We start from the raw sequence: 22,211 nt of genomic DNA, 5'->3' as shown, positions 1-22,211 counted from the left end.
GAAGGACATATCCAGCAACGTGCTTCCCCTCAGGAGATTCTCCAACAGCCGGCTGATGGATTTTGTAAAAGCACTATTAGAACTTGCAGGAGCAGCTGCCTGACTTTTTGATAAGTCTAAGCTTAGAATGCTAAACTTTGTAGAAAGCGAGGTGATTCTATGGAAACGATGAAAGCTATAGTCATTTACGAAGCAGGTGGTCCAGAAAAGCTTCTGCTGGAAGAAAGACCGATTCCACAACTTCAAGAAGGCTGGACCTTGGTCAAGGTCAGAGGGTTTGGGATTAACCGATCGGAGATTTTTACTCGTGAGGGTTTATCGCCTAGTGTCGCCTTTCCTCGGATTTTAGGTATTGAGTGTGTTGGCCAAGTGGCCAAGACGACTCGAGAAGATTTAGAGGTCGATCAAAAAGTGGTTTCCATCATGGGAGAAATGGGGCGAGCTTTTGATGGTTCTTATGCTGAGTATGTCCTCCTGCCAAACAATCAAATTTATACAGTCGAGACCAACCTGACCTGGACAGAGCTGGCAGCAGTGCCAGAGACCTATTATACTGCCCTAGGTTCTATGAAAAATCTGCGCATTGAGCCTAATGACAAGATTTTGGTTCGGGCTGCCACTAGCGGTGTCGGTTTGGCCTTTGCTCGTCTGGTCAAGGCACAGTTTCCAGACACACATATCGTTGGTTCGGTCAATAGTGGTTCCAAACAGTTTCTACTCAAACACCAAGCTTACGACGATATCATCATAGATCAGGATGGACGGCTGGAAACAGAGGAGAAGTTTGACAAAATCCTAGAGTTGGTCGGTCCGGCAACTGTCAAGAATTCTTTTGACCATATCGCAGAGGGCGGGATTATCTGTGTGACCGGCCTCTTAGGAGGTCAGTGGGAGCTGGATGATTTCAACCCAATTGAAGAAATTAAAAATAACAGTTTTCTGACAAGTTTTCACTCTGCTCATGTGAGTCAAGACTTGATGAATGAATTATTTGACTATATTGACCGCTATCAGGTCAATGTTACACCAAGGCGTGTCTTTTCCCTAGAGCAGGTGCCCAAAGCTCATGCATTTGTCGAGGGGACGGCAGGTTTTGGAAAAATCGTGATTATGAATGAATAGGAGAAAAATGATGCAAAAAATTAGTGCGAAAGATTTATATGACAAATTACAGGCAGAAGAACTGCGGTTGATTGACGTTCGCGAGGTGGATGAATTTACTGCTGGACATATCTCTGGGGCTCAGAATCTGCCTCTCAGCACCTTGCCTGAAAATTATGGAAAACTAGATAAACAAATCCCCTACCATATCATCTGTCAAAAAGGCGGACGCTCAGCGCGTGCCTGCGAATTTTTGGAAGCTAAGGGTTACCAAGTGATCAATGTCGAAGGAGGAGTGGAAGCTTTTCCTGCTAAATTGACGATATGACAAGCGATTAAGAAGAGCAAATGCCGGAATAGATTGAATTTCCGGCCCTTTTTTTGTATACTATAGTAGTATAATAATTTATAGATAGGAGATGTTTTATGTCAAAAGAAGATTGGCTTGAATATTTTGAAGCCGTTAATGGACGCTCGGCTACAGAGGAAGAAATTGCTCAAGCTTTGGCTGCTGGAGAATTTGTTGAGGCTGAACAGGTAAGTGCGGAGCAAGCTCCTAGTGACGCTAGCCCAGCTTCATCAAGTTTTGAACAGCCTCAACAAGAAGCTCAAACAGTTGAAACACAAGGTCAACCACAAAACTTTGCTCAGCCGCAAAACTTCCAACAACCTTTTGCTCAACAGTACCAGGAAGCTCCACAGCAACAAGCGAATCAAGCATATCAGCAACCAGGATTTCAGCAAGCGAGCCCCTTTGCTGGCCAGCCTCAGTCTTCTGGTCCGCAAGCTTATCAGAACAACCCGCAGCAAGGACAGTTCAATTCACAAGTACCTCAACAAGGACCGCAGGCTTATTACAGTCAACAACCTCCTCAACCCAGCGAGTTTTCTAAAACAATGAAAGGTTTCTGGGCTTGGCTCGTTTCAGCTTGGAAATCACCGACATCTGAAGTTGAGAGCAGCAAGGTGAATGGTTACCTTTCTCTAGGTTTGACAGCGTTCTTTTTTGCTATTGTTGCAAACTACAATATTTTCAGTACCATTGGTATCATGAGTTTTGGTATGTATAATGGACCGACTTTTAATTTCAAAGTCTTCTTTGTTTCTCTGATAGCAGCGGCTCTCTTCCTTTTCTCTATTATATTAGGTGGTTTTGTTGTGAAGCGTTTGGTCTACCAAGATAGAAGTTTTACCTTTAATAAGGCTTTTGATTGGTATGGCCGACTGTATGCTATTGTTCTTCCATTTATTGCTGTTTCTGCTCTGTTTGCTCTGTTGGGTATTATTCATTTATCTCTGTTTTTCACATGGATTGGTCTTTTGTTAGTCGGAGTTGGAGCGACCTTTGCTTTGATTTATTCTAAGACAAACAACTCTATGGATCCTTTTTATAAATACCTATTGGCCATTATTGTCAATGGTGTGATTACACTTTTCTTCTCTTTCATCGCTTTTTCTCTACTAACTAGTATCGCAATGATGTAATCTTGGAGGAGATTTATGGCAACAAAAGAAAAATGGGTTGATCTCTTTGAAAAAGTAATTGGTCGAAAACCAACTGCAAGTGAGTTCCAAGCCGGCAAACAATCTAACTTTGATCCAAAAAAGATTAAGGAGATTGCAGGTGAAGCAGAGGAAGAAACCACAGATACTTCGTCAGTAGAAAATACTACTGATGAAGCTTCTGATAATCAAAATATTGTTCAGGAGACACCTTCTGAAGATTCTGTCACAGAAGAATCGGTTCAACCATCTTCCCAAGATGAGAAGCAAGGCGCATTTGAATCTAGCCAATATGAAGAACTTCGCAAGAATTGGCTGCAAGCTTTTGAAAATAATATTGGTCGAAAACCTACCAAAGAAGAATTTGCAGAAGCTAAGAGTCAAGGGTTCTCTAACTTGCCTATTCGGTCTGAACTGCTCGATTCGCAATTACCACAGAAACCAGTAAAAAAGGCTAAAAAGAGAATATCAAAGAAGCAAGCAATCATGATTGGGGCTCCAACCGTTTTAGTTGCCACTTTGATTGGAGCTTTCTTCTATCTAAACTCTATAACCGGAGTTAAAGTAGTTACAGACCATTTTGCAAAAGCCGTCTCTAGTAAAGACTTTGATGAAGTGGCAAGTCTTCTCTCTACTCAATCCGATAAGTGGACACGTGCTGAAGCAAGAGCTTTAGTTGAGCACCTAGAGAGCCAGGAGATTAATCTCGAAACTGAGCTAGATAACATTGTTGAGTCAAATGGCAAATCTGCTTATATCGATGACAACAATAATAAGATTTTAGGTGTTACTGAAAAGAGTAAGAAATTTGGTATTTTCCAGGAATATCAAATGGTTTCCTATCCAGTCAAAGTTAAAGTCAATACAAATTTAGATAATGCTACCATTAAACCTGGTGAGAAAAAAACTATTACTCTTAAGAAAAATACAGACACTGAATTGGGTGAATATCACTTTATCAAACAAGACTTTACACTCAAAGGTAAGACAGATGTTGGAGATGTAGAGAGTAAAGTTCAGCTTGATTTAGCTACAGCTAAGGATAATGAAATCAAACTGGATCTCAAGTCTGAAAAGAAACAGCTAAAAATTACGATGCCTTCTGAAACTTCAAAAGCAACAGATATTAAAATTGTTGTTAATGGTAAAGAAAGTGGTAGCAGTTTGACCCCTGAGTTGCAGCTTGTTCCTTATCAAGAACTTGAAATTTATGCTAAGTTTACTATCTCTGATACTACCTTTACTACCAATAAAGAGACAGTGATTGTGGAAGATGATACCACGAATGTGAAATTATCTCTTCCTAAGGAAGTAGTTTCTAAGATTAGAGAAAAGAACGAAGAAGCGAAAAAGGTTGAGGCTCAAAAAGCAAAAGTCTCTACTTTCCTTAATGACTACCGCAGTGCTGTTTTCAGCTCAGTTTCTAACAGAAGCAACAACTATTCTCAATACTACGATACCTCTAGTGCAGTATATCGAGAAATGGTTGAGTGGACCACTGGTGGTGGTGTTAAGAAAGCGAAAATTAACTATTATGAGCCAGGAGCTTTGGATATCCGTGAAATCAAGGAAGAAAATGGTTCCTATATCGTGACAACATATGAGGACTATACAGTCCACTATGTCGATAACACTCCAAATAGTGTAAATCGTAAAAATAAGACTTACTACTTGAAACCTAGCGGAGATTCTTTTGTAATCTATAATCTTGAAGTTTCAGAAGGTTGATATTATGACAATGAAATACAGAAAACTAATTCTTCTTGCAGCATTTGTTCTTGTTCTAGGCGCGTGTTCGTCTGGTAAAGACACTACTGGAGATAGCTCTGATAAACAAGCGGCTAGCTCAACTGGTACAGTTAAGAAACAAGATGCTGAAAAAGATAAAAACTCTAGTCAAGATACGACAACATCTTCAGACAGCACTGATACTAAAAAGGAGCAAAATCACGAGGCCAAAACTCTTGATCAAAATGTTTCTTATAACGGCAGCTACTACAGTATCAAAGGGAAATATGATGAGATTCTCGTTGTCAACAAACACTATCCTTTGTCAGCTTCCTATAACCCAGGTGAGAATGCGACTGCTAAAGAAGAATTGCTCAAACTGATTGCAGACATGCAGGCACAAGGCTATGCCATTAGCGACCAATACAGTGGTTTCCGCAGCTATGATACTCAGACCGAGCTCTATCAAAATTATGTCAATCAGGATGGTAAGGCAGCTGCAGACCGCTATTCGGCTCGGCCAGGCTACAGCGAGCACCAGACTGGTTTGGCATTTGACTTGATTGACAAGAATGGCAATCTCGTACAAGAAGCTGGAGCAAGTCAGTGGCTTCTAAATAATGCCTATAAATACGGTTTTATCGTTCGCTATCTAGAGGGTAAGGAAGGTTCAACTGGCTATATGCCTGAAAGCTGGCATCTGCGCTATATTGGTCAAGAAGCCAAGGAAATTGTTCAATCAGGCAAATCTTTAGAAGAATATTTCGGCATTACTGGTGGAGGCTATGAAGATCAGTAGTCACATCATCCATTAGAAGGAGGAAGAAAATGAAATTTTTTGTTACCAATCCCAATAATGATTTTGCAGAAACACCTGTGCAAGAAGAAGGCAGAATCATCCATCATCTGCATCTTGCTAAAGGAAAAGAAGTACCAGAGCAAAGTGCTGATGCACTAGTAACAGTTGTTTGTTTGTCGGGAGATGTAAGCTTTTCTGCTGGCGAACAAACCGTTCGGTTAGTGGCAGGTTCCTTTTTGACGATGGAGCCCAATGAGCCACACAGCTTGGTCGGGGAGGAAGATAGCCACCTCTTGGTTATCAAACAACTCAAATATTAATAAATTCAAAATACTAGAAGCTGGAATAAATGCTTCTAGTATTTTTTACTACTTTTTAACACTTATTCATTTCTGTAAATAAAAACCCATAAGAAAGGGATTCATAAACAGATTCTTTGATTCTTAAAACAAACTTAAGATAAGCTTAAAAAAGGCTTAAGATAAGCTTAAAATAAACTTAAATAAAAAATAGAAATGAGAGGGTGAGAAGTTTTTATAAATAAACAATAAAAATAATTTACACTGTGTAAACCAAATTATAAACATTCTTCTATTGTTTTAGTTCGTCAAAAATAAGATTTTATAGATATTTAAAGCTAAAAAATAGAAAAATAAACAAAAAGACGAACTATAAAAAATTACCCATAAAAATAATTTACACCCTGTTAACTAAAATGCTTGCATTCAAAAATTTCTTGTGCTATAATTCGTCTTGAGGGTGAGATATGCATAAAAAAGTATTTTCAAGCATATTGGCTTCTTTCTTTCTAAATCAAATGTTATAAAAACATTTATGTGCAACCTTTAATCAGGTGGATTCACTAACTAGTGATTCGTTTTTTTGCGTTTGATAATGATGGGGTAGTCAACTGTCAGCTGGCAGTATTTTCGTGAAATTCTTTTTTATGAAGTTGTGCACAAAAAAATAAATCCCCCCCCACAAAAAAATAAAGTGATGTTGGTCACTTTGGAGGTTTAATTAATATGAACAATCGTTTCAGACTCTTATCAAGATCTGTTGTAGCGGCTGCGGCTATTATTCCAGCATTCGCTCTTGCGAATAATGCTCAGGCTCAAGATTATGGTTATAACTACTATCAACCAGGCTATAATTACTGGAATGGTGGTTACAACAATTATAACTATGGTTATAACAACTATAATTACCGTAACAACCGCAACTACCGTTACAATAACTACAACTATGGTTACAATAACTACAATTATGGCTATAACAACTATAACTACGGATATAACTACGGTTACAATGGCTATAATTACAACTATGGTTATAATAACTATTATCCAGGATATAACAACTGGAATTATAACTATAGCAACAATTACGGATACAATGGTTGGAATAATTACAACAATCTTGCAAACGATGAAAACTACATTTACTGGAATGGTAACCATTACTACCGTATGACGGATGGTTCTTACCGCATCTATCGTGATGGTGAGTGGAAACCATTGACAAATACTAACAATAACAGCACATCCAATAACAACTTGGAAAACGATCCGCATTATCGTTATGAAAATGGTTATCATTATTATGTATTAGATAATGGCGACTATTACTACTATCAAAATGGTAAGTGGGTGTTTGTTAAGGATTCTGCTGATAACTCAACTAATCCAACAACTCCAAGCCAGCCGGAAGAACCAAAACCAGAAGTTCCGACTCCGACTCCAGCGGAACCAGAGCAACCAACTCCAGCTCCAAATGATAGACCGGAACAACCAACAACTCCAGCAGAACCAAAACCTGAGGTACCAAGTGTTGATTTGCCAGAAAATCCTCCAATTGGCGGTGCAGAAGGTGAGTTTGATCCATTTGCTCCGAAACCAGAGCAACCAGCAGAACCAAAACCAGAAACTCCAACAACACCTGCTGTGCCAGAGACTCCTGGTTTGGTAACAACTGATAAACCAAGTGAAGATCAAATTCCACCATATGTTGAAAAACCAGCAGAAGGTCTTGAGCACTTGGCATGGGCACCGAATGGACGAGTTCCAAAATTGATTTACCCGTCTGGAAAACCAGGTGACAAAGCTCTTGAGAAAGATCCAAACTACTACTATGACGGAAGCACTCATTACTACTACGTGCCTTCTGATTCAGAACGTACAGGATATTCAGCGTATTGGAAATGGTTTGGTGACAAATGGAAACTGCAAGGCATGACTGATCCAAACGATCCAGCTCTTGATCCTAAACTTCACGAAAACACTGCAGATGATGAATACATGTACAGTGATAAAGACTCTAGCGTGAAATTGTACTCAACTAACCTAGTGACAACGGCTAAAGCTGGTCAGCCGCTGCCATTCAAGAACGTTGAAGAGTTCAAGAACTACGTTATCGAAAAGATGAATCCTAAGTTCCTTGATAACGCAGGATGGGATGCCAAAGTTGAATGGGAAATCGAAGATCCAGAAATCTTTGAAAAAACCAAAGAAAACCCATATGCTAAGGATTATGTCTTGATTGCAAACCTTAAGAGTGGTGTTGAGGATAAGAAATACAGTGATGTAGAATTTGGTTATGTTAAGTTTGTTTACCGTGTTGAAGCAACAAACGATACAAACTATGACTATGTTTCAAAAGCTAAAGAAGCTTTCGCTAAAATCAATGAAGAGCGTAAAGCTCAAGGCTTGAAAGAGTTGACATGGTCAGAAGACATTTATCAAAATCAAGCACTTCCAAAAGTAAATGAAATCTCACGTCAATACGATAGCTCAGGCTTTGTTGGACGTCGTGATGAAGATGCCTCTGTTGTCGTTAAGAAATGGGCTAACAGCGGTCTGAGAGAATTGCTTCTTGATCCTAATGTAACTGAAGGTGCAGTAGCGACAGTTGTAGATGGAAATGGTGTTTATTACTGGGCTTACAGCTATAAATAATAAGGAATTGTATTCTTAAATATCTGTGCTTTTAATCTTTGATTGCATATAAACCACACTCCAAAAGTTAGATTTTAATTGTCTGACTTTTGGAGTTTTTTTGTTGAATTAACTAGGAAGCAAAAGTGGCGGTTGTGAACAGATTTTAAAGTTCAAAAAAGGCGAAAAGAAATTTTTGAGTACAAAAAAAGCACCGATTGGTGCTTATGATTATTTGAGACCGTATTTTTTGTTGAAACGATCCACACGTCCATCTGCTTGAGTGAACTTTTGACGTCCAGTGTAGAATGGGTGTGAGTCTGATGAAATTTCTACACGAATCAATGGGTAAGTTTCCCCTTCGAATTCAACTGTTTCGTTTGAACGCTTAGTTGAACCACTAAGGAACTGGTAGCCGGTAGAAGTGTCCATGAAGACAACTGGGCGGTATTCTGGATGAATATCTTTTCTCATTTTACAAAAATTTCCTTTCTGCCATGGTCTCTTTGCGAGCCATAGATTAGTTACTTTGATAGTTTATCAAATTCTGATTGATTTGACAAGACTTTTAGACTAATTTCTTACTTTTTTGCCAATTCTTTCATCTCGGTGTAGATTTGCTCTATTTCTGCCTTTGAAAATGCATTGGCTCCGCTGGCTAAGGGGTGTCCACCGCCGTGATGATTTTTAGCAATACCGTTGATAGGAATAACCTTGCTGCGCATGCGGACACGATAGTGCCCGTCTGGTTGCTCAACAAAGATAGCCCACAGACCGACTTCTTCAATTCGTCCAGGTGCCCCGACGATGGCTGCTGTGTCAGCATCGGTCAGTTGATAGGCTTGTAAAACTTCCTGAGGCAGAATGACCCGCGCAGTACCATTTTCATCTATTTCCAATTGCTCATAGACATAGCCCTGCAGTTTAGCGACTTGGCGGCTAATAGAGTCCATTTTGCGGGACAAGGTTGATAAGTCGAAATCATATTGACGCAATTTGCCAGCTACTTCGAATGTGCGGGCGCTAGTAGAAGGATAAAGGAAGCGGCCAGTGTCACCGATGATACCAGCATAGAGGAGTTCTGCAGCTTCCTTGCTCAAGTCTAAGTCATTTTCAAAGGCAAAGAGAGCGATCATCTCACTGGCACTGCTAGAGCTTGTATCTACCAGAGAAATATCTCCGTAAACCTCATCATCAGGATGATGATCGATTTTGATGAGGAAGTCGCCTATCGTGTAGCGTTGGTCGTCAATGCGGGCTGTATTAGCAGTGTCACAGACGATGACTAGGGCCTCTTGGTATTCTTCGTCTGCGACTTGGTCCATTTGTGCCAACCACATGAGATTGGGCTCATCGTAGCCTGTCGCTTTGATTGTCTTTTCTGGGAAGTGGTACTGAAGCAGCTTTTGCAGTCCGACCTGACTACCAAGAGCATCAGGATCTGGCCGCATATGGCGATGGATGATAATAGTATCGTATTCTTTGATCTTACTTAAAATATCATGATAAAGAGTCATAAATAACCTCGTCAACTTTCTTTACCCATTGTAGCATAAGAGTTTTTATTTTTAAAATAAAAAAGATATGATATAATGAGAGCAGATTAGAATTTGGAGGAAACTATGACCTTAGCGAAAATTGTATTTGCCAGCATGACTGGAAACACCGAGGAAATTGCTGATATTGTGGCGGATAAGCTAAGAGATTTGGATGTAGAAGTTGAAGTGGACGAGTGCACCACTGTCGATGCAGAAGATTTCTTGGAAGCAGATATTGCGATTGTAGCGACCTATACTTATGGTGATGGTGAGCTGCCGGATGAAATGATGGACTTCTACGAAGACTTGTCTGGTTTGAATTTGTCTGGCAAGGTCTACGGAGTGGTCGGTTCGGGCGATACTTTCTATGATGAATTCTGCAAGGCTGTTGATGACTTCGATGCTGCCTTTGCTGCTACAGGAGCGGTTAAGGGTGCAGAAAGTGTTAAAGTAGACCTATCTGCGGAAGATGATGATATTGCACGTTTGGAAGCTTTTGCAGAAGGCTTGGTTAATAAAGTTTAAAGTGATAAATTGAGGAAACGGCTGCAGCCGTTTTTTTGTGCGAAAGTGTTATTTTCTGACAATTCTCATGATTAGGAGTATAATGTAAGCAAGCGCTATCCATCAGATAAAGGAGGAGCACCTATGAAAGAACGCGACTATGCCTTTGGCTTTCATGATGACGTCAAGCCGCTCTTTTCGACTGGTAAAGGTTTGACCGAAGAAGTAGTTCGAGAAATCTCAGAAATCAAGAATGAGCCCCAGTGGATGTTGGACTATCGTCTGCGCTCCTTGGAACTCTTTCATAAGCTGCCTATGCCCGACTTTGGCCCTGATTTGTCAGGGATTCGCTTTGATGATGTTATCTATTATCAGAAGTTAAGCGGAGATCGGGCTCGCAGTTGGGATGAAGTTCCAGAAGAGATTAAGAAAACCTTTGACCGCTTGGGAATTCCAGAAGCTGAGAAGCAGTTCCTATCTGGAGCTGTGGCTCAGTATGAATCTGAAGTGGTTTACCACAATATGAAGGAAGAGTTTGCCAAGCTGGGGATTATTTTCACCGATACGGATACGGCAGTCCAGGAATATCCGGACTTGGTCAAGCAGTATTTTGGTACTGTGATTTCAAATGCTGAGCATAAATTTTCTGCGCTTAATAGTGCAGTTTGGTCCGGCGGCACCTTTATCTATGTGCCCAAGAACGTCCAGTGTCAAGTTCCTGTTCAGACCTATTTTCGAATCAATGGTGAAAATGCCGGCCAGTTTGAGCGCTCCTTGATGATTATCGAGGAGGGTGGCTCCATCCAGTATATCGAGGGCTGCACAGCACCGACCTATACAAGCAATAGTCTTCATGCGGCAAATGTCGAAATCATTGTCAAAAAGGATGCCTTTTTCCGCTACACAACCATTCAAAACTGGTCGGACAATGTCTATAACCTCGTAACGGAGCGGGGGATTGTTGATGAAGGGGGCACCTTAGAGTGGATTGATGGGAACTTAGGCAGTAAGGTCAATATGAAATATCCCTGTAGTATTCTTAATGGCCGCAATGCACGGACTTCTGTTCTCTCCATGTCTTTTGCCAACTATGGCCAGCACTTAGATGCGGGTTGTAAGGTTTTTCATAATGCGCCCAAGACATCTAGTACCTTGATTTCTAAATCAGTGGCCAAGGATGGCGGTAAGACAGACTATCGTGGTCAGGTTCGCTTTGGTAAGAATAGTGCAGGCTCCAAATCTCATATCGAGTGCGACACCATTCTGATGGATGGTGAGTCTAGTTCTGATACCATTCCTTTTAATGAAATTCATAATTCCAATGTCGCGCTAGAGCATGAAGCCAAAGTTTCCAAGGTTTCTGAGGACCAGCTTTACTATCTGATGAGCCGCGGCATCAGTGAAGAAGAAGCCACAGCTATGATTATCAACGGATTTATGGAACCCATTACCAAAGAACTACCAATGGAATACGCCGTCGAACTCAACCAACTCATCAACATGAGTATGGAAGGCTCAGTTGGTTAAAAAGGTTCGGGGAACCTTTTTAATCTGCGGATAAAAACTCGCTTTTGCGAGTTCTCCTTAATCCAAGGTTCGGTGGACTTTTTTAATCTGCGGATGAGAACCGACGGTAGTCGGTTTACCCTGAGACAAGCCTAACGGGTATTTTTAGGTTGTGGCTAAGCACTCGGTTAAGCGAGTGCTCTTTAATAAGGTTCGGGGAACCTTTTTAATCTGTAGATAGGGGCTCGCCTTTGCGAGTTCCCTTTAATCTGAGGTCCGAGGGACTGTTTTAGGTTGCGGATAAGAACCGACGGTAGTCGGTTTACCCTGAGACAAGCCTAACGGGTATTTTTAGGTTGTGGCTAAGCACTCGGTTAAGCGAGTGCTCTTTAATAAGGTTCGGGGAACCTTTTTAATCTATAGATAGGAGCTGTTTTAGGTTGCAGATAAAAACTCGCCCTTACGAGTCCCCTTTAATCATGGTCCATTGGACCTTTTTATTTAGAATTTAACTAGAAAATTTTACTATTTTTTGATATGATAGATAGAATATAAGGAGGAAGTAGATGACGTTAGAAGAAATCAGACAGGAAATTGATCAAGTGGATGATGCAATCGTTGCCTTGTTGGAGCAACGCATGAATCTGGTCGACCAAGTCGTGGCTTTAAAAAAATTAACGGGTACGGCTGTATTGGATAGTAAGAGAGAAGGTGTGATTTTCACCAGAGTTGCGGATAAGGTTGAAAACAAAGACTACAAGGAAACTGTTGTTGCGACCTTTTCTGACATTTTAAAACGTTCGCGTGAATTTCAGAATAAAAATATCTAATGAAAGAAGTACAGAACTCGATAGCTGTGGCTTTATCTGCGATGGTAGGCGGATGGCTGCGTTATCAGATAGCTCTTTTATTAGTTGTTGCTGATTCATTTCCGCTGCCTACCTTACTGGTCAATTATTTGGGAACTTTTTTGCTGGTCTATATTATCAAGGGCTATCTTAGCAGTAAAGTTAAGTCTCAGCGCCTAATTCTAGCGCTTTCGACCGGCTTTTGCGGAGGTTTGACGACTTTTTCTGGTCTTCTGCTAGACAGTATCAAACTAGCAGATTCAGGGCGCTATATGGAGCTTCTTATCTATCTAGTTTTAAGTGTAGGTGGTGGCCTTGCAATCGCCCTATGGGCTGGAAAGCAGGTGAAGTCATGATGTGGGCGATGTTAATCTGCTGTGGCACTGGTGCTCTCGTTCGTTATGTTTTCTCCAAGGTCAATAGCAGAGCATCTCTGCCGATTGGGACTTTATTGGCAAACCTGCTAGGTGCTTTTCTCATTGGTTATTTTTATAATCATATAGAAGACAAGCAGCTTTATGTGATTTTAGCAACAGGCTTCTGTGGTGGACTGACGACTTTTTCTACAATGAACGCTGAGCTAGCAGAGCTCTTTTCAGAGAGAAAGAAATTTGTTTTCTATTTGGCTTCGACATACATACTCGGGTTTTTAGCGATTCTTTTAGGAATTTTCATTTAAACATCTTTACATTTTTAGAAATTTTGATATAATATACTTTGTGCCTAATGGAAGCACAAAAAACGGCTAATCCGCTGCGGTCATGAACCTTAAGATTAGTAAGATAGGAGTAGAAAAAATGAATCCATTAATCCAAAGCTTGACTGAAGGTCAACTTCGTACTGACATCCCTGCATTCCGTCCTGGTGACACTGTCCGCGTTCACGCGAAAGTTGTCGAAGGAAGTCGCGAACGTATCCAGATCTTTGAAGGTGTGGTTATCGCTCGTAAAGGTGCTGGTATTTCAGAAACATACACCGTTCGTAAAATCTCTAACGGTATCGGTGTTGAACGTACTTTCCCAATCCACACTCCACGTGTTGACAAGATTGAAGTCGTTCGTTACGGTAAAGTCCGTCGTGCTAAATTGTACTACCTTCGCGCATTGCAAGGTAAGGCAGCGCGTATCAAAGAAATTCGCCGTTAATCTTAGAAAGACTCTGTCGTTGGGCAGAGTTTTTCTCTAAGTCCCCTTAGTTCAATGGATATAACAACTCCCTCCTAAGGAGTAGTTGCTGGTTCGATTCCGGCAGGGGACATTCTAAAAGTCTGTCTAAGGCTTTTTTCAATGCTCTCAGGAGGAAAAGAGATGGCTTATTACTTTATTGGCGGTCTGGGATGCAATGTTTATTACCCACAAGACTTTTTAACAGCTCTAGAGCTCCCTATTGTATATCTGGATTTATATTGTCGAGAAATTCGCCAAGAAGCAGATTTGGAAGAGTGGTTTGCTCTGCAAGTTGATTTGACTCAAGAAATGACTCTGATTGCACATTCTCTAGGTGCTGATTTCGCGGTCTATCTAGCTTCTGTCTTTCCTTCTGTTAAGAAATTAATTCTGCTGGATGGTGGTTTCTTAGATTTAGAAAAAATCTGCAGTTTAGAAGAGGAAATTACAGATGCAAAACTTTATTTAGAAAACACCAGCTACGTTAGCATAGATGAAGCTATTTCTTCAGAAAGAAAGGAAGCCAAGCATTGGTCACAAAACTATGCTAAGGCAGTCAAAGAAAATTTTATATTTGATGAAAAAGATCAGGTCTGGAAGTTGGGGGTGTCAGAGCAAGTAGTGACGAACTTGCTCAGGCTTCGGAGGTGTATTTACGGACATTTGACCAATCTCGGTGACCGCCAAATTAATTTATTTATTCCTAAAGCAACTGAAGTTGCTCCGAATTGGAAAGATCAGGCTTTGAAAGAATTACCTGATTATGTTCAGTTAATTGAAGTTGAAGATTGTGGCCACAATATTTATGTAGACAATCCTTTGGGGCTGGCTAAGATGGTAAGGTCTGTTTTAGATTGAGGGTTGGAATACTCTTCTTGATTTAAAGCCATAATTAATGACTTTGAAGAATTAAAATATTGCATTCGAAAAGAGACCTAAATTTTAGGTCTCTTGTTCTCTATTTCCCAAAGCAAAGTTGGTTAGGTATGCTTTATTTTTACTCTAGTTGTTTGATGATTTGGCTTTTTCTATAATCGCGTCAATATCAGCAGTTCCAGAAACTCCAAATTTTGCATAGACGTCATTAACTGGACCAGGATCAACATCAATGCTATTGATATTTCTACCTTCTGATGTGATAGACATATATTGTCCATCAGTTCTAATCATTACCCAAAGGCCTTGCGAAGCGAATAGATAGCCATCATCTTTCTTTACAACCTTTCCGATTTCAGGAAAAGTGATAAAAGCACCTTCGGAAGTAATAGAAACTTCCTTGCCATCTACTATAGTAGAGCTTGAGCTACTGTTAGTGCTTGGAATGCTGCTGGAGTCAGAAGATGAACTGGATGACGAAGAGCTATCAGATTTACTAGATGATTTAGAACTGACCTTACTGCTAGAGGATGATTTTTTGGAAGTTTTAGCCTTATCACTTGATTGAGGTGGCTTCTTTGATTGAGATTGGGCACAAGCGGCCAAACTTAATAGACTAGCTGCAAGTAAGAATACTTGATAGGTTTTTTTCATGGAGAATCTCCTTTTTGATATGATAGAATTATTTTATATGAATTTGAAGATTTTAGCAATAGTTTTAATTAGAGTGCAATGGAACTTGATGGAACTAGGGACAGTAGTTCAAGTGTAAGTTTGGAAATGACAGGTATTTATTGTTTCTCTATTTCCCCAAGCAAAATTGGCTGAAGAGTTGGGTGATAAGCTCGTCTGGTGCGGCGTCACCAGTGATTTCGCCGAGGATTTCCCAAGTGCGGGTCATATCGACTTGGAGAAGGTCTACAGGCATACCCATTTCCAAGCCTTGGTTGACGGCTTGCAAGCTTTCCAGAGCTTTTTCAATCAAGGAGATATGGCGGGCGTTTGACAGGTAGGTGGCGTCTTGCTCGACGATACCAGCATTTTCAAAGAAGAGCTGATTGATGCGTTCTTCAATTTTATCGATATTTTGGTTGTGAAGGACAGAAATCTTTATAGCATCTGCTGGCAGCTGGTCTAGCTCAATCTTCTCTTCAAGGTCAGTCTTGTTAAGCAGGACGATGCGATTGCTGCCTTTGCTGATTTCAAGCAATTGTCTGTCCTGGTCTGTCAGAGGCTCGCTGGCATTGAGAACTAAGAGGACCAAGTCGGCTTCCTGCAGGGCTTTTTTAGAGCGCTCAACTCCAATCTGCTCCACAAGGTCATCGGTTTCCCGAATCCCTGCGGTATCGATGAGTTTGAGCGGCACGCCCTTGATATTGACATACTCCTCAATCACATCCCGAGTCGTACCCTCGATATCAGTCACAATGGCCTTGTCCTCGCACAGGAGATTGTTGAGCAGGCTGGACTTGCCAACATTCGGCCGGCCGATGATAGCAGTGGAAATACCTTCGCGTAAAATCTTACCTCGTCGTGCAGTATTGAGTAGATTGCTCAGCAGAGCCTCAAACTCAGCTGTTTTTTCTCGCATAAGCTGGGTTGTCATTTCTTCCACATCGTCGTACTCTGGATAGTCAATATTGACCTCGACCTGAGCTAAAGTGTTGAGAATTTCCTGACGAGTATTGTTGATAAGGTTGAAGAGGGAGCCATCTAGCTGCTTGACAGCATTGTTCATGGCTTTATCAGTTTTGGCGCGGATGATGTCCATAACGGCTTCAGCCTGAGTCAAATCTACGCGCCCATTGAGAAAGGCCCGCTTGGTGAACTCGCCAGGCTCAGCCATTCTAGCGCCCTCGCGGATAGCCAGCTGCAGGATTTCATTTGTGACCGCAATTCCGCCGTGGGTATTAATCTCAATGATATCCTCGCGCGTGAAGGTCTTGGGAGAGCGCATAGCACCAACCATGACCTCGTCCAGGATTTCCTGATTTTGAGGGTCAACGATATGGCCATAGTTGAGTGTGTGACTTTCTACTTTGCTTAGATTTTTCCCTTTGAAGATTTTTTGGGCAATAGCAAAGCTGTCAGTCCCGCTTAGTCTAACGATGCCGATAGCCCCTTCGCCAAGAGGCGTAGAAATCGCAGCGATTGTATCAAATTCTCTGGTAATCATACTGTATTTTTCCTTGTGTTTAAAATCAATTAATCTAATTGTAACGCAAAAATCAAGGAGGAGCAAGGCTTTCGATTATCAAGCGGAAGGAATGAAGTTTAAGTCTGGTAAAGAAAACACTTTCATGTTAGTGAGAATCATGATATAATAAAAGTAGTGTGATTTGAGGAGGTGCTATGGAAAATCTAAAGAAACTGGCAGGAATCAAGGCTGCTGAATTTGTTCAAAGCGGGATGATTGTTGGTCTCGGGACGGGTTCGACCGCTTATTATTTTGTCGAAGAAATTGGTCGGCGGATTAAGGAAGAAGGATTGCAGATAACAGCTGTTACGACTTCCAGTGTCACTAGCAAACAGGCGGAAGGTTTAGGTATTCCGCTCAAATCTATCGACGATGTGGATCAGGTGGATGTCACTGTTGATGGTGCTGATGAGGTTGACGCAGCCTTTAACGGTATCAAGGGCGGTGGTGGCGCACTTCTCATGGAGAAAGTCGTAGCGGTGCCTACCAAGCACTATATCTGGGTAGTTGATGATAGCAAGATGGTAGAGAATCTTGGTGCCTTCAAGCTACCAGTAGAAGTTGTTCAGTACGGTGCTGAACAGCTCTTTCGTCGCTTTGAGCGTTCGGGCTATAAGCCTGCTTTTCGTGAGAAAGATGGCCAACGTTTTGTTACGGATATGCAGAATTTCATTATTGACTTAGATTTAGGTGTGATTGAAAATCCAGTTGAGTTTGCACAAGAACTTGATCATGTTGTGGGAGTAGTGGAGCATGGATTGTTTAATCAAATGGTAGACAAGGTCATTGTTGCTGGAAAATCGGGTCTCCAAGTTTTAGAGGCCAATAAATAGAAAGAGGTATTTTATGCCAAAATTTAATCGTATTCACTTGGTAGTCATGGACTCAGTTGGTATCGGTGCTGCACCAGATGCCAATAACTTTGTCAATGCAGGGGTACCAGATGGTGCTTCAGATACTCTGGGACATATTTCCAAAACGGTAGGACTGAATGTACCAAACATGGCTAAGATTGGTCTGGGAAATATTGAGCGTCCTGCTCCTTTGAAGACAGTTCCTCAAGAAGAAAATCCTAGCGGCTACTATACCAAGCTGGAGGAAGTATCGCTTGGAAAAGACACGATGACAGGCCACTGGGAAATCATGGGTCTCAATATTACTGAGCCTTTTGATACTTTTTGGAATGGCTTCCCAGAAGAAATCCTGACTCAGATTGAAGAATTTTCTGGTCGCAAGGTCATTCGTGAGGCTAACAAGCCATACTCTGGTACAGCAGTTATTGATGACTTTGGTCCTCGTCAGATGGAAACAGGCGAGCTGATTATCTATACCTCTGCTGACCCAGTATTGCAAATTGCAGCACACGAAGAAGTGATTCCTTTGGAAGAGCTCTATCGTATCTGTGAATTCGCCCGCTCTATTACCTTGGAACGCCCTGCGCTTCTAGGACGTATTATCGCTCGCCCTTATGTAGGTGAGCCAGGCAACTTCACTCGTACAGCCAACCGTCACGACTATGCAGTTTCTCCTTTTGAGCCAACTGTGCTTGATAAGCTCAATGAAGCTGGAATTGATACCTATTCAGTTGGGAAGATTAATGACATCTTCAATGGAGCTGGAATCAACCATGATATGGGACACAATAAGTCTAACAATCATGGTGTAGATACTTTGGTCAAGGCTCTCAAAGACGAAAACTTCAAAGAAGGTTTCTCATTCACTAACCTAGTAGACTTTGATGCTCTTTATGGTCACCGCCGTGATCCACATGGCTACCGTGACTGCTTGGAAGAGTTTGATGCTCGCATCCCAGAAATCATTGAAAATATGCGTGAAGATGATCTGCTCATGATTACTGCTGACCATGGTAATGACCCGACCTATGCCGGAACCGACCACACTCGTGAGTACATTCCGCTCTTGGTCTTCGGAAAATCGCTGAACGGTCAAGGTCATATTCCTGTTGGCCACTTTGCAGACATATCAGCTACCATTGCTGAAAACTTCGGAGTAGACAATGCTATGATTGGTGAAAGCTTCTTGGACAAATTGGTATAAGCATTATATGAGAGTGAGGGAAATATTTTATGACAAGCTTATCAGAAAAAATCAAAGCAACAGCAGCTTTCCTGAAAGAAAAAGGTATGACAGAACCTGAATTTGGTCTGATCTTGGGATCTGGTTTGGGAGAATTGGCTTCTGAAATCGAAAATGCCGTTAGTCTAGACTATGCGGATATTCCAAACTGGGGCCGCTCGACTGTTGTTGGCCACGCTGGGAAATTAGTCTATGGAGACTTGGCAGGGCGTAAAGTCTTGGCACTGCAAGGCCGTTTCCATTTCTATGAAGGAAATCCTTTAGACATCGTTACTTTCCCAGTGCGTGTGATGAAGGCTCTTGGTGCGACAGGTGTTATTGTGACCAATGCTGCCGGCGGTATCGGCTATGGTCCTGGTACGCTTATGGCGATCACTGACCACATCAATATGACTGGTCAAAATCCTTTGATCGGTGAAAACTTGGATGAATTTGGTCCACGTTTCCCTGATATGTCTAAATCTTACACTCCAGAATACCGTGCCATCGCTCACAAAGTTGCTGATAAGCTTGGTATCAAGCTGGATGAGGGTGTCTATATCGGTGTAACTGGACCAACTTATGAAACACCTGCAGAAATTCGTGCTTACAAGAGTTTGGGTGCAGATGCAGTCGGCATGTCTACTGTTCCTGAAGTGATTGTAGCAGCACATTCTGGTTTGAAAGTCCTTGGAATTTCATGCATTACAAACTTTGCTGCTGGGTTCCAAGAAGAGCTTAATCATGAGGAAGTAGTTGAAGTAACAGAACGTGTCAAGGGGGATTTCAAACGACTGCTTAAAGAAACACTTGCTGAATTGTAAAAAAATGTTGAAAGGCGTAGTGTCTGGGTTGGTAATTAAACCCGGAACAGCCTTTCTATCTAGCCGATAAAATCATTAAACTAAAGAAAGCTAGAGTGTGTTCAGATTTGAACACGAGCGAAAAACTATCTTTCAAATAAACACAGAAAGGAAGGGCATCTGAGTTTGAATTGAACTCGGGCTAGTCTTTCTATGAAATATTAAAAATAAGAAAGAAAGGAATTGAACCCACCCTAAAAGTGGTGGGAAAAAGATAGATGGTCTTGCGAGCATCGCTCACTGCGGCCATCTCCTATTTTCCCTTTGCTTTTGACGGGTTTGGTATCTTAACTATGTCTATTCATATTTCTGCTAAGGCAGGTGAAATTGCTGATAAAATTCTTCTTCCGGGAGATCCGCTTCGCGCAAAATTTATTGCGGAGAATTTCCTAGAAGATGCTGTTTGCTTCAATGAAGTCCGCAATATGTTCGGCTACACTGGAACTTATAAAGGCCAGCGTGTTTCTGTTATGGGGACAGGGATGGGAATGCCCTCAATCTCTATCTACGCGCGTGAGTTGATTGTTGACTACGGTGTGAAAAAGCTGATTCGTGTCGGAACAGCTGGCTCGCTTAATGCTGATGTCCATGTCCGTGAATTAGTACTGGCGCAGGCGGCTGCAACTAACTCCAACATTATCCGCAATGACTGGCCACAGTATGATTTTCCACAAATCGCTAGCTTTGATTTACTAGATAAGGCCTATCATATCGCCAAAGATCTCGGTATGACAACCCATGTTGGGAATGTTTTGTCGTCAGATGTCTTTTACTCAAATTACTTTGAAAAGAACATTGAGCTTGGTAAATGGGGAGTTAAAGCTGTTGAAATGGAAGCTGCGGCACTTTACTATCTGGCTGCTCAGCACCATGTAGATGCTCTTGCTATTATGACCATTTCTGATAGTTTGGTTAATCCTGAAGAGGATACGACAGCAGAAGAACGCCAAAATACCTTCACCGATATGATGAAGGTTGGTTTGGAAACCTTGATTGCAGAAGCATGAAAGTAGATGTCAAAGAAACTATTCTCTTTGCTATTTCCCGCTATGACTATGCTTATGCGTATAAGCTGGCTGAGCGAGCAGGAAGCAGTGTCCAGTCTGACTTGGTCCGTTTTCTTGAGGCTTTAGCAGAGCGAAGAGAGCTCAACATCCAATCTATGATGAATCTAAAGTTGGAAATCACTGGGTCTGACCTAGCTGATTTTCAGCTTTTTTACCATGAAAATGAAGCGGATGAACAGCTGGTCAATTACCTGTATGATCTGGAAGCCAAGCTTAGAAATGAGCAGCTGATTGACTTTATCCGAGCTGTAAGTCCAGCTATTTATCGGATTTTTATGCGGCTGATTCGCATGCAAATACCAGATATTGAGAGCTATATTCATAATTCGCGAGGGGCTAGTTACGACCGTTGGAAGTTTGAAAAGATGCGACATTCTGATAATCCTGACCTGCAAAATTTTCATGCAGAAAGCACGGTCAATTCTTCTAGTTTGACGGAGCTGATTTTGCAGTTGAATTTACCCGAATCTGTCAAAGAATCAGCACAGCAGCTAAGAGAGTTAGAAAAGTCAGTCCGCAATCCACTGGCTCATCTTATCAAGCCTTTCGATGAGGAAGAATTGCACAGGACAACAGGTTTCTCATCTCAGCATTTTATGGCGCTTCTGGTTGATTTGGCGCAGGAGACAGGCATTGTTTATCAGAGTGAACCTTTTTACTTCGACCGAGCGAATGCGGTCATAGAAAGTCTCTTATAAGGAGTAGCAGGATGGATAAGATTGCAAGGCTGCAAGAATTAATAGACCAAAGTCAGAATATCGTCTTTTTTGGTGGGGCGGGTGTTTCGACGGAGTCTAATATTCCGGACTTCCGCAGTTCAGATGGGATATACAGTGTCAAGCTGGGACGGCATTTTACAGCAGAGCAGCTGGTTTCTCATACTATGTTTGAGCGCTATCCGCAGGAGTTTTTTGACTTTTACAAGAAGTACCTGCTCTATCCGGATGCCAAGCCCAATGCTGCTCATGTCTACTTGGCAGATTTGGAGAAGACGGGCAAGCTCAAGGCTGTGGTGACTCAAAATATCGATAGCTTGCATGAAATGGCCGGTTCGAAAAAGGTTCTCAAACTTCATGGGAGTGCGGATAGAAATTACTGTTTGAATTGTCAACGGTTCTATGATTTAGACGACTTTCTGGCTCTGCACGGTACCATTCCTCGCTGCCTTGACTGTGGCGGTATTATAAAGCCAGATGTGACCCTCTATGAAGAACCGCTAGATATGGAAGTTTTCCAGCAGGCAGCTCAAGCTATCCATCAAGCAGACCTGCTGATAATCGGCGGGACTTCCTTAGTCGTCTATCCCGCAGCCAGCCTCATCCAGTATTTTGCAGGTAAGCATTTGGTTGTCATCAACAAGACCAGCATCCCTCAAGACAGCCAGGCTGATTTAGTGATTGAAGGTAAAATAGGGGAAGTGTTGGGGAAGTTGAGAAGAGATGGCTAGAATCTATTTCTAAAAATAAGAAAGAAAGGACTCTTGTAGATTTTGCAAGGGTTTTTATT

24 protein-coding genes and 1 tRNA gene are annotated in these 22,211 nt (G+C 41.6%); 21 read left to right on the top strand and 4 right to left on the bottom strand.

Annotated features, from left to right (window positions below):
- Positions 1-159 precede the first annotated feature (159 nt).
- From PCY71_RS02185 to PCY71_RS02155, 7 genes are all read left to right on the top strand, one after another.
- Entirely contained in the window at positions 160-1,122 is a 963-nt protein-coding gene (locus PCY71_RS02185) for a zinc-binding alcohol dehydrogenase family protein (RefSeq protein ID WP_048772854.1), read from the top strand.
- Positions 1,115-1,429: a rhodanese-like domain-containing protein gene (locus PCY71_RS02180; protein WP_048772857.1), complete on the top strand. Its 315-nt coding sequence runs from the start codon at positions 1,115-1,117 to the stop codon at positions 1,427-1,429. The genes PCY71_RS02185 and PCY71_RS02180 overlap by 8 nt, the downstream gene beginning before the upstream one ends.
- 98 nt (positions 1,430-1,527) lie before the next feature.
- Positions 1,528-2,586 carry a DUF6574 domain-containing protein gene (locus PCY71_RS02175; RefSeq protein ID WP_002918907.1) on the top strand — a complete coding sequence of 353 codons (1,059 nt, stop codon included), beginning with the start codon at positions 1,528-1,530 and terminating at the stop codon, positions 2,584-2,586.
- Positions 2,587-2,601: 15 nt separating this feature from the next.
- Positions 2,602-4,332, top strand: a complete 1,731-nt coding sequence (locus PCY71_RS02170) for a hypothetical protein (RefSeq protein WP_002918908.1) — start codon at positions 2,602-2,604, stop codon at positions 4,330-4,332.
- Between the two features lie 10 nt (positions 4,333-4,342).
- A complete protein-coding gene (ldcB, locus tag PCY71_RS02165) occupies positions 4,343-5,131 on the top strand; it encodes an LD-carboxypeptidase LdcB/DacB (RefSeq protein ID WP_032913093.1) in 789 nt (262 codons plus the stop codon).
- A gap of 29 nt (positions 5,132-5,160) precedes the next feature.
- Positions 5,161-5,451, top strand: a complete 291-nt coding sequence (locus PCY71_RS02160) for an AraC family ligand binding domain-containing protein (protein WP_002918910.1) — start codon at positions 5,161-5,163, stop codon at positions 5,449-5,451.
- 705 nt (positions 5,452-6,156) lie between these two features.
- Entirely contained in the window at positions 6,157-8,085 is a 1,929-nt protein-coding gene (locus PCY71_RS02155; protein WP_032912448.1) for a cell wall protein, read from the top strand.
- A 210-nt stretch (positions 8,086-8,295) separates the two neighbouring features.
- Here the strand turns inward: PCY71_RS02155 and PCY71_RS02150 are convergent, their stop codons facing one another.
- Both PCY71_RS02150 and PCY71_RS02145 read right to left on the bottom strand, forming a co-directional pair.
- The gene (locus PCY71_RS02150; RefSeq protein WP_002895374.1) at positions 8,296-8,538 is read right to left on the bottom strand and encodes a type B 50S ribosomal protein L31; all 243 of its coding nucleotides are present in this window, start codon (positions 8,536-8,538) and stop codon (positions 8,296-8,298) included.
- Positions 8,539-8,645: 107 nt separating this feature from the next.
- The gene (locus PCY71_RS02145; protein ID WP_048772862.1) at positions 8,646-9,581 is read right to left on the bottom strand and encodes a bifunctional oligoribonuclease/PAP phosphatase NrnA; all 936 of its coding nucleotides are present in this window, start codon (positions 9,579-9,581) and stop codon (positions 8,646-8,648) included.
- A gap of 105 nt (positions 9,582-9,686) precedes the next feature.
- On the opposite strand from PCY71_RS02145, the gene PCY71_RS02140 reads away from it, so the two are divergent.
- The 8 genes from PCY71_RS02140 (at position 9,687) to PCY71_RS02105 (ending at position 14,484) form a co-directional block, all read left to right on the top strand.
- The gene (locus tag PCY71_RS02140; protein ID WP_002909636.1) at positions 9,687-10,127 is read left to right on the top strand and encodes a flavodoxin; all 441 of its coding nucleotides are present in this window, start codon (positions 9,687-9,689) and stop codon (positions 10,125-10,127) included.
- Between the two features lie 123 nt (positions 10,128-10,250).
- Positions 10,251-11,633 carry a Fe-S cluster assembly protein SufB gene (gene sufB, locus PCY71_RS02135; RefSeq protein ID WP_002902982.1) on the top strand — a complete coding sequence of 461 codons (1,383 nt, stop codon included), beginning with the start codon at positions 10,251-10,253 and terminating at the stop codon, positions 11,631-11,633.
- Between the two features lie 545 nt (positions 11,634-12,178).
- Entirely contained in the window at positions 12,179-12,442 is a 264-nt protein-coding gene (locus PCY71_RS02130) for a chorismate mutase (protein ID WP_002909637.1), read from the top strand.
- A complete protein-coding gene (gene crcB / locus PCY71_RS02125) occupies positions 12,442-12,816 on the top strand; it encodes a fluoride efflux transporter CrcB (RefSeq protein ID WP_002909638.1) in 375 nt (124 codons plus the stop codon). The genes PCY71_RS02130 and crcB (PCY71_RS02125) overlap by 1 nt, the downstream gene beginning before the upstream one ends.
- A complete protein-coding gene (gene crcB, locus PCY71_RS02120; RefSeq protein WP_002909639.1) occupies positions 12,813-13,139 on the top strand; it encodes a fluoride efflux transporter CrcB in 327 nt (108 codons plus the stop codon). The genes crcB (PCY71_RS02125) and crcB (PCY71_RS02120) overlap by 4 nt, the downstream gene beginning before the upstream one ends.
- A gap of 118 nt (positions 13,140-13,257) precedes the next feature.
- Positions 13,258-13,605, top strand: coding sequence for a 50S ribosomal protein L19 (gene rplS / locus PCY71_RS02115; protein WP_002900259.1), 348 nt, complete (start codon positions 13,258-13,260; stop codon positions 13,603-13,605).
- A gap of 40 nt (positions 13,606-13,645) precedes the next feature.
- Positions 13,646-13,717, top strand: a tRNA-Arg gene (locus tag PCY71_RS02110).
- A gap of 29 nt (positions 13,718-13,746) precedes the next feature.
- A complete protein-coding gene (locus tag PCY71_RS02105; protein ID WP_002900260.1) occupies positions 13,747-14,484 on the top strand; it encodes an alpha/beta hydrolase in 738 nt (245 codons plus the stop codon).
- Between the two features lie 144 nt (positions 14,485-14,628).
- Here PCY71_RS02105 and PCY71_RS02100 read toward each other — a convergent pair whose 3' ends face one another.
- Positions 14,629-15,156: a hypothetical protein gene (locus PCY71_RS02100; protein WP_002900261.1), complete on the bottom strand. Its 528-nt coding sequence runs from the start codon at positions 15,154-15,156 to the stop codon at positions 14,629-14,631.
- A gap of 148 nt (positions 15,157-15,304) precedes the next feature.
- The gene (gene mnmE / locus PCY71_RS02095) at positions 15,305-16,678 is read right to left on the bottom strand and encodes a tRNA uridine-5-carboxymethylaminomethyl(34) synthesis GTPase MnmE (protein WP_002909640.1); all 1,374 of its coding nucleotides are present in this window, start codon (positions 16,676-16,678) and stop codon (positions 15,305-15,307) included.
- A 176-nt stretch (positions 16,679-16,854) separates the two neighbouring features.
- Here mnmE and rpiA point away from each other — a divergent pair, with 176 nt between their 5' ends.
- The 6 genes from rpiA (at position 16,855) to PCY71_RS02065 (ending at position 22,152) form a co-directional block, all read left to right on the top strand.
- Positions 16,855-17,532 (top strand): ribose-5-phosphate isomerase RpiA, encoded by a 678-nt coding sequence (gene rpiA / locus PCY71_RS02090; RefSeq protein ID WP_002909641.1) that lies wholly within the window; start codon positions 16,855-16,857, stop codon positions 17,530-17,532.
- 13 nt (positions 17,533-17,545) lie between these two features.
- Positions 17,546-18,757 carry a phosphopentomutase gene (locus PCY71_RS02085; RefSeq protein ID WP_048771719.1) on the top strand — a complete coding sequence of 404 codons (1,212 nt, stop codon included), beginning with the start codon at positions 17,546-17,548 and terminating at the stop codon, positions 18,755-18,757.
- A gap of 29 nt (positions 18,758-18,786) precedes the next feature.
- On the top strand, positions 18,787-19,599 hold the full coding sequence (locus PCY71_RS02080; RefSeq protein WP_048771722.1) for a purine-nucleoside phosphorylase: 813 nt from the start codon (positions 18,787-18,789) through the stop codon (positions 19,597-19,599).
- Between the two features lie 332 nt (positions 19,600-19,931).
- Entirely contained in the window at positions 19,932-20,645 is a 714-nt protein-coding gene (gene deoD, locus PCY71_RS02075; RefSeq protein ID WP_048771810.1) for a purine-nucleoside phosphorylase, read from the top strand.
- Positions 20,642-21,403, top strand: coding sequence for a hypothetical protein (locus PCY71_RS02070; protein ID WP_048771723.1), 762 nt, complete (start codon positions 20,642-20,644; stop codon positions 21,401-21,403). Before deoD ends, PCY71_RS02070 begins: the two co-directional genes overlap by 4 nt.
- 11 nt (positions 21,404-21,414) lie before the next feature.
- A complete protein-coding gene (locus PCY71_RS02065; protein WP_301412407.1) occupies positions 21,415-22,152 on the top strand; it encodes an NAD-dependent protein deacylase in 738 nt (245 codons plus the stop codon).
- Positions 22,153-22,211 lie beyond the last annotated feature (59 nt).

The sequence above is a fragment of the Streptococcus sp. SN3 genome (assembly GCF_030439905.1).
This window is presented reverse-complemented; position numbering and strand designations above follow the sequence as displayed.

Coding starts and splice junctions, on each gene's coding strand:
- PCY71_RS02185 (WP_048772854.1), top strand. CDS start 160: ATGGAAACGATGAAAGCTATAGTCATTTACGAAGCAGGTGGTCCAGAA.
- PCY71_RS02155 (WP_032912448.1), top strand. CDS start 6,157: ATGAACAATCGTTTCAGACTCTTATCAAGATCTGTTGTAGCGGCTGCG.
- PCY71_RS02180 (WP_048772857.1), top strand. CDS start 1,115: ATGAATAGGAGAAAAATGATGCAAAAAATTAGTGCGAAAGATTTATAT.
- PCY71_RS02130 (WP_002909637.1), top strand. CDS start 12,179: ATGACGTTAGAAGAAATCAGACAGGAAATTGATCAAGTGGATGATGCA.
- rpiA (WP_002909641.1), top strand. CDS start 16,855: ATGGAAAATCTAAAGAAACTGGCAGGAATCAAGGCTGCTGAATTTGTT.
- PCY71_RS02175 (WP_002918907.1), top strand. CDS start 1,528: ATGTCAAAAGAAGATTGGCTTGAATATTTTGAAGCCGTTAATGGACGC.
- PCY71_RS02145 (WP_048772862.1), bottom strand. CDS start 9,581: ATGACTCTTTATCATGATATTTTAAGTAAGATCAAAGAATACGATACT.
- ldcB (WP_032913093.1), top strand. CDS start 4,343: ATGAAATACAGAAAACTAATTCTTCTTGCAGCATTTGTTCTTGTTCTA.
- sufB (WP_002902982.1), top strand. CDS start 10,251: ATGAAAGAACGCGACTATGCCTTTGGCTTTCATGATGACGTCAAGCCG.
- rplS (WP_002900259.1), top strand. CDS start 13,258: ATGAATCCATTAATCCAAAGCTTGACTGAAGGTCAACTTCGTACTGAC.
- PCY71_RS02105 (WP_002900260.1), top strand. CDS start 13,747: ATGCTCTCAGGAGGAAAAGAGATGGCTTATTACTTTATTGGCGGTCTG.
- PCY71_RS02140 (WP_002909636.1), top strand. CDS start 9,687: ATGACCTTAGCGAAAATTGTATTTGCCAGCATGACTGGAAACACCGAG.
- crcB (WP_002909638.1), top strand. CDS start 12,442: ATGAAAGAAGTACAGAACTCGATAGCTGTGGCTTTATCTGCGATGGTA.
- mnmE (WP_002909640.1), bottom strand. CDS start 16,678: ATGATTACCAGAGAATTTGATACAATCGCTGCGATTTCTACGCCTCTT.
- PCY71_RS02065 (WP_301412407.1), top strand. CDS start 21,415: ATGGATAAGATTGCAAGGCTGCAAGAATTAATAGACCAAAGTCAGAAT.
- PCY71_RS02160 (WP_002918910.1), top strand. CDS start 5,161: ATGAAATTTTTTGTTACCAATCCCAATAATGATTTTGCAGAAACACCT.
- PCY71_RS02100 (WP_002900261.1), bottom strand. CDS start 15,156: ATGAAAAAAACCTATCAAGTATTCTTACTTGCAGCTAGTCTATTAAGT.
- PCY71_RS02150 (WP_002895374.1), bottom strand. CDS start 8,538: ATGAGAAAAGATATTCATCCAGAATACCGCCCAGTTGTCTTCATGGAC.
- deoD (WP_048771810.1), top strand. CDS start 19,932: ATGTCTATTCATATTTCTGCTAAGGCAGGTGAAATTGCTGATAAAATT.
- PCY71_RS02170 (WP_002918908.1), top strand. CDS start 2,602: ATGGCAACAAAAGAAAAATGGGTTGATCTCTTTGAAAAAGTAATTGGT.
- PCY71_RS02080 (WP_048771722.1), top strand. CDS start 18,787: ATGACAAGCTTATCAGAAAAAATCAAAGCAACAGCAGCTTTCCTGAAA.
- crcB (WP_002909639.1), top strand. CDS start 12,813: ATGATGTGGGCGATGTTAATCTGCTGTGGCACTGGTGCTCTCGTTCGT.
- PCY71_RS02085 (WP_048771719.1), top strand. CDS start 17,546: ATGCCAAAATTTAATCGTATTCACTTGGTAGTCATGGACTCAGTTGGT.
- PCY71_RS02070 (WP_048771723.1), top strand. CDS start 20,642: ATGAAAGTAGATGTCAAAGAAACTATTCTCTTTGCTATTTCCCGCTAT.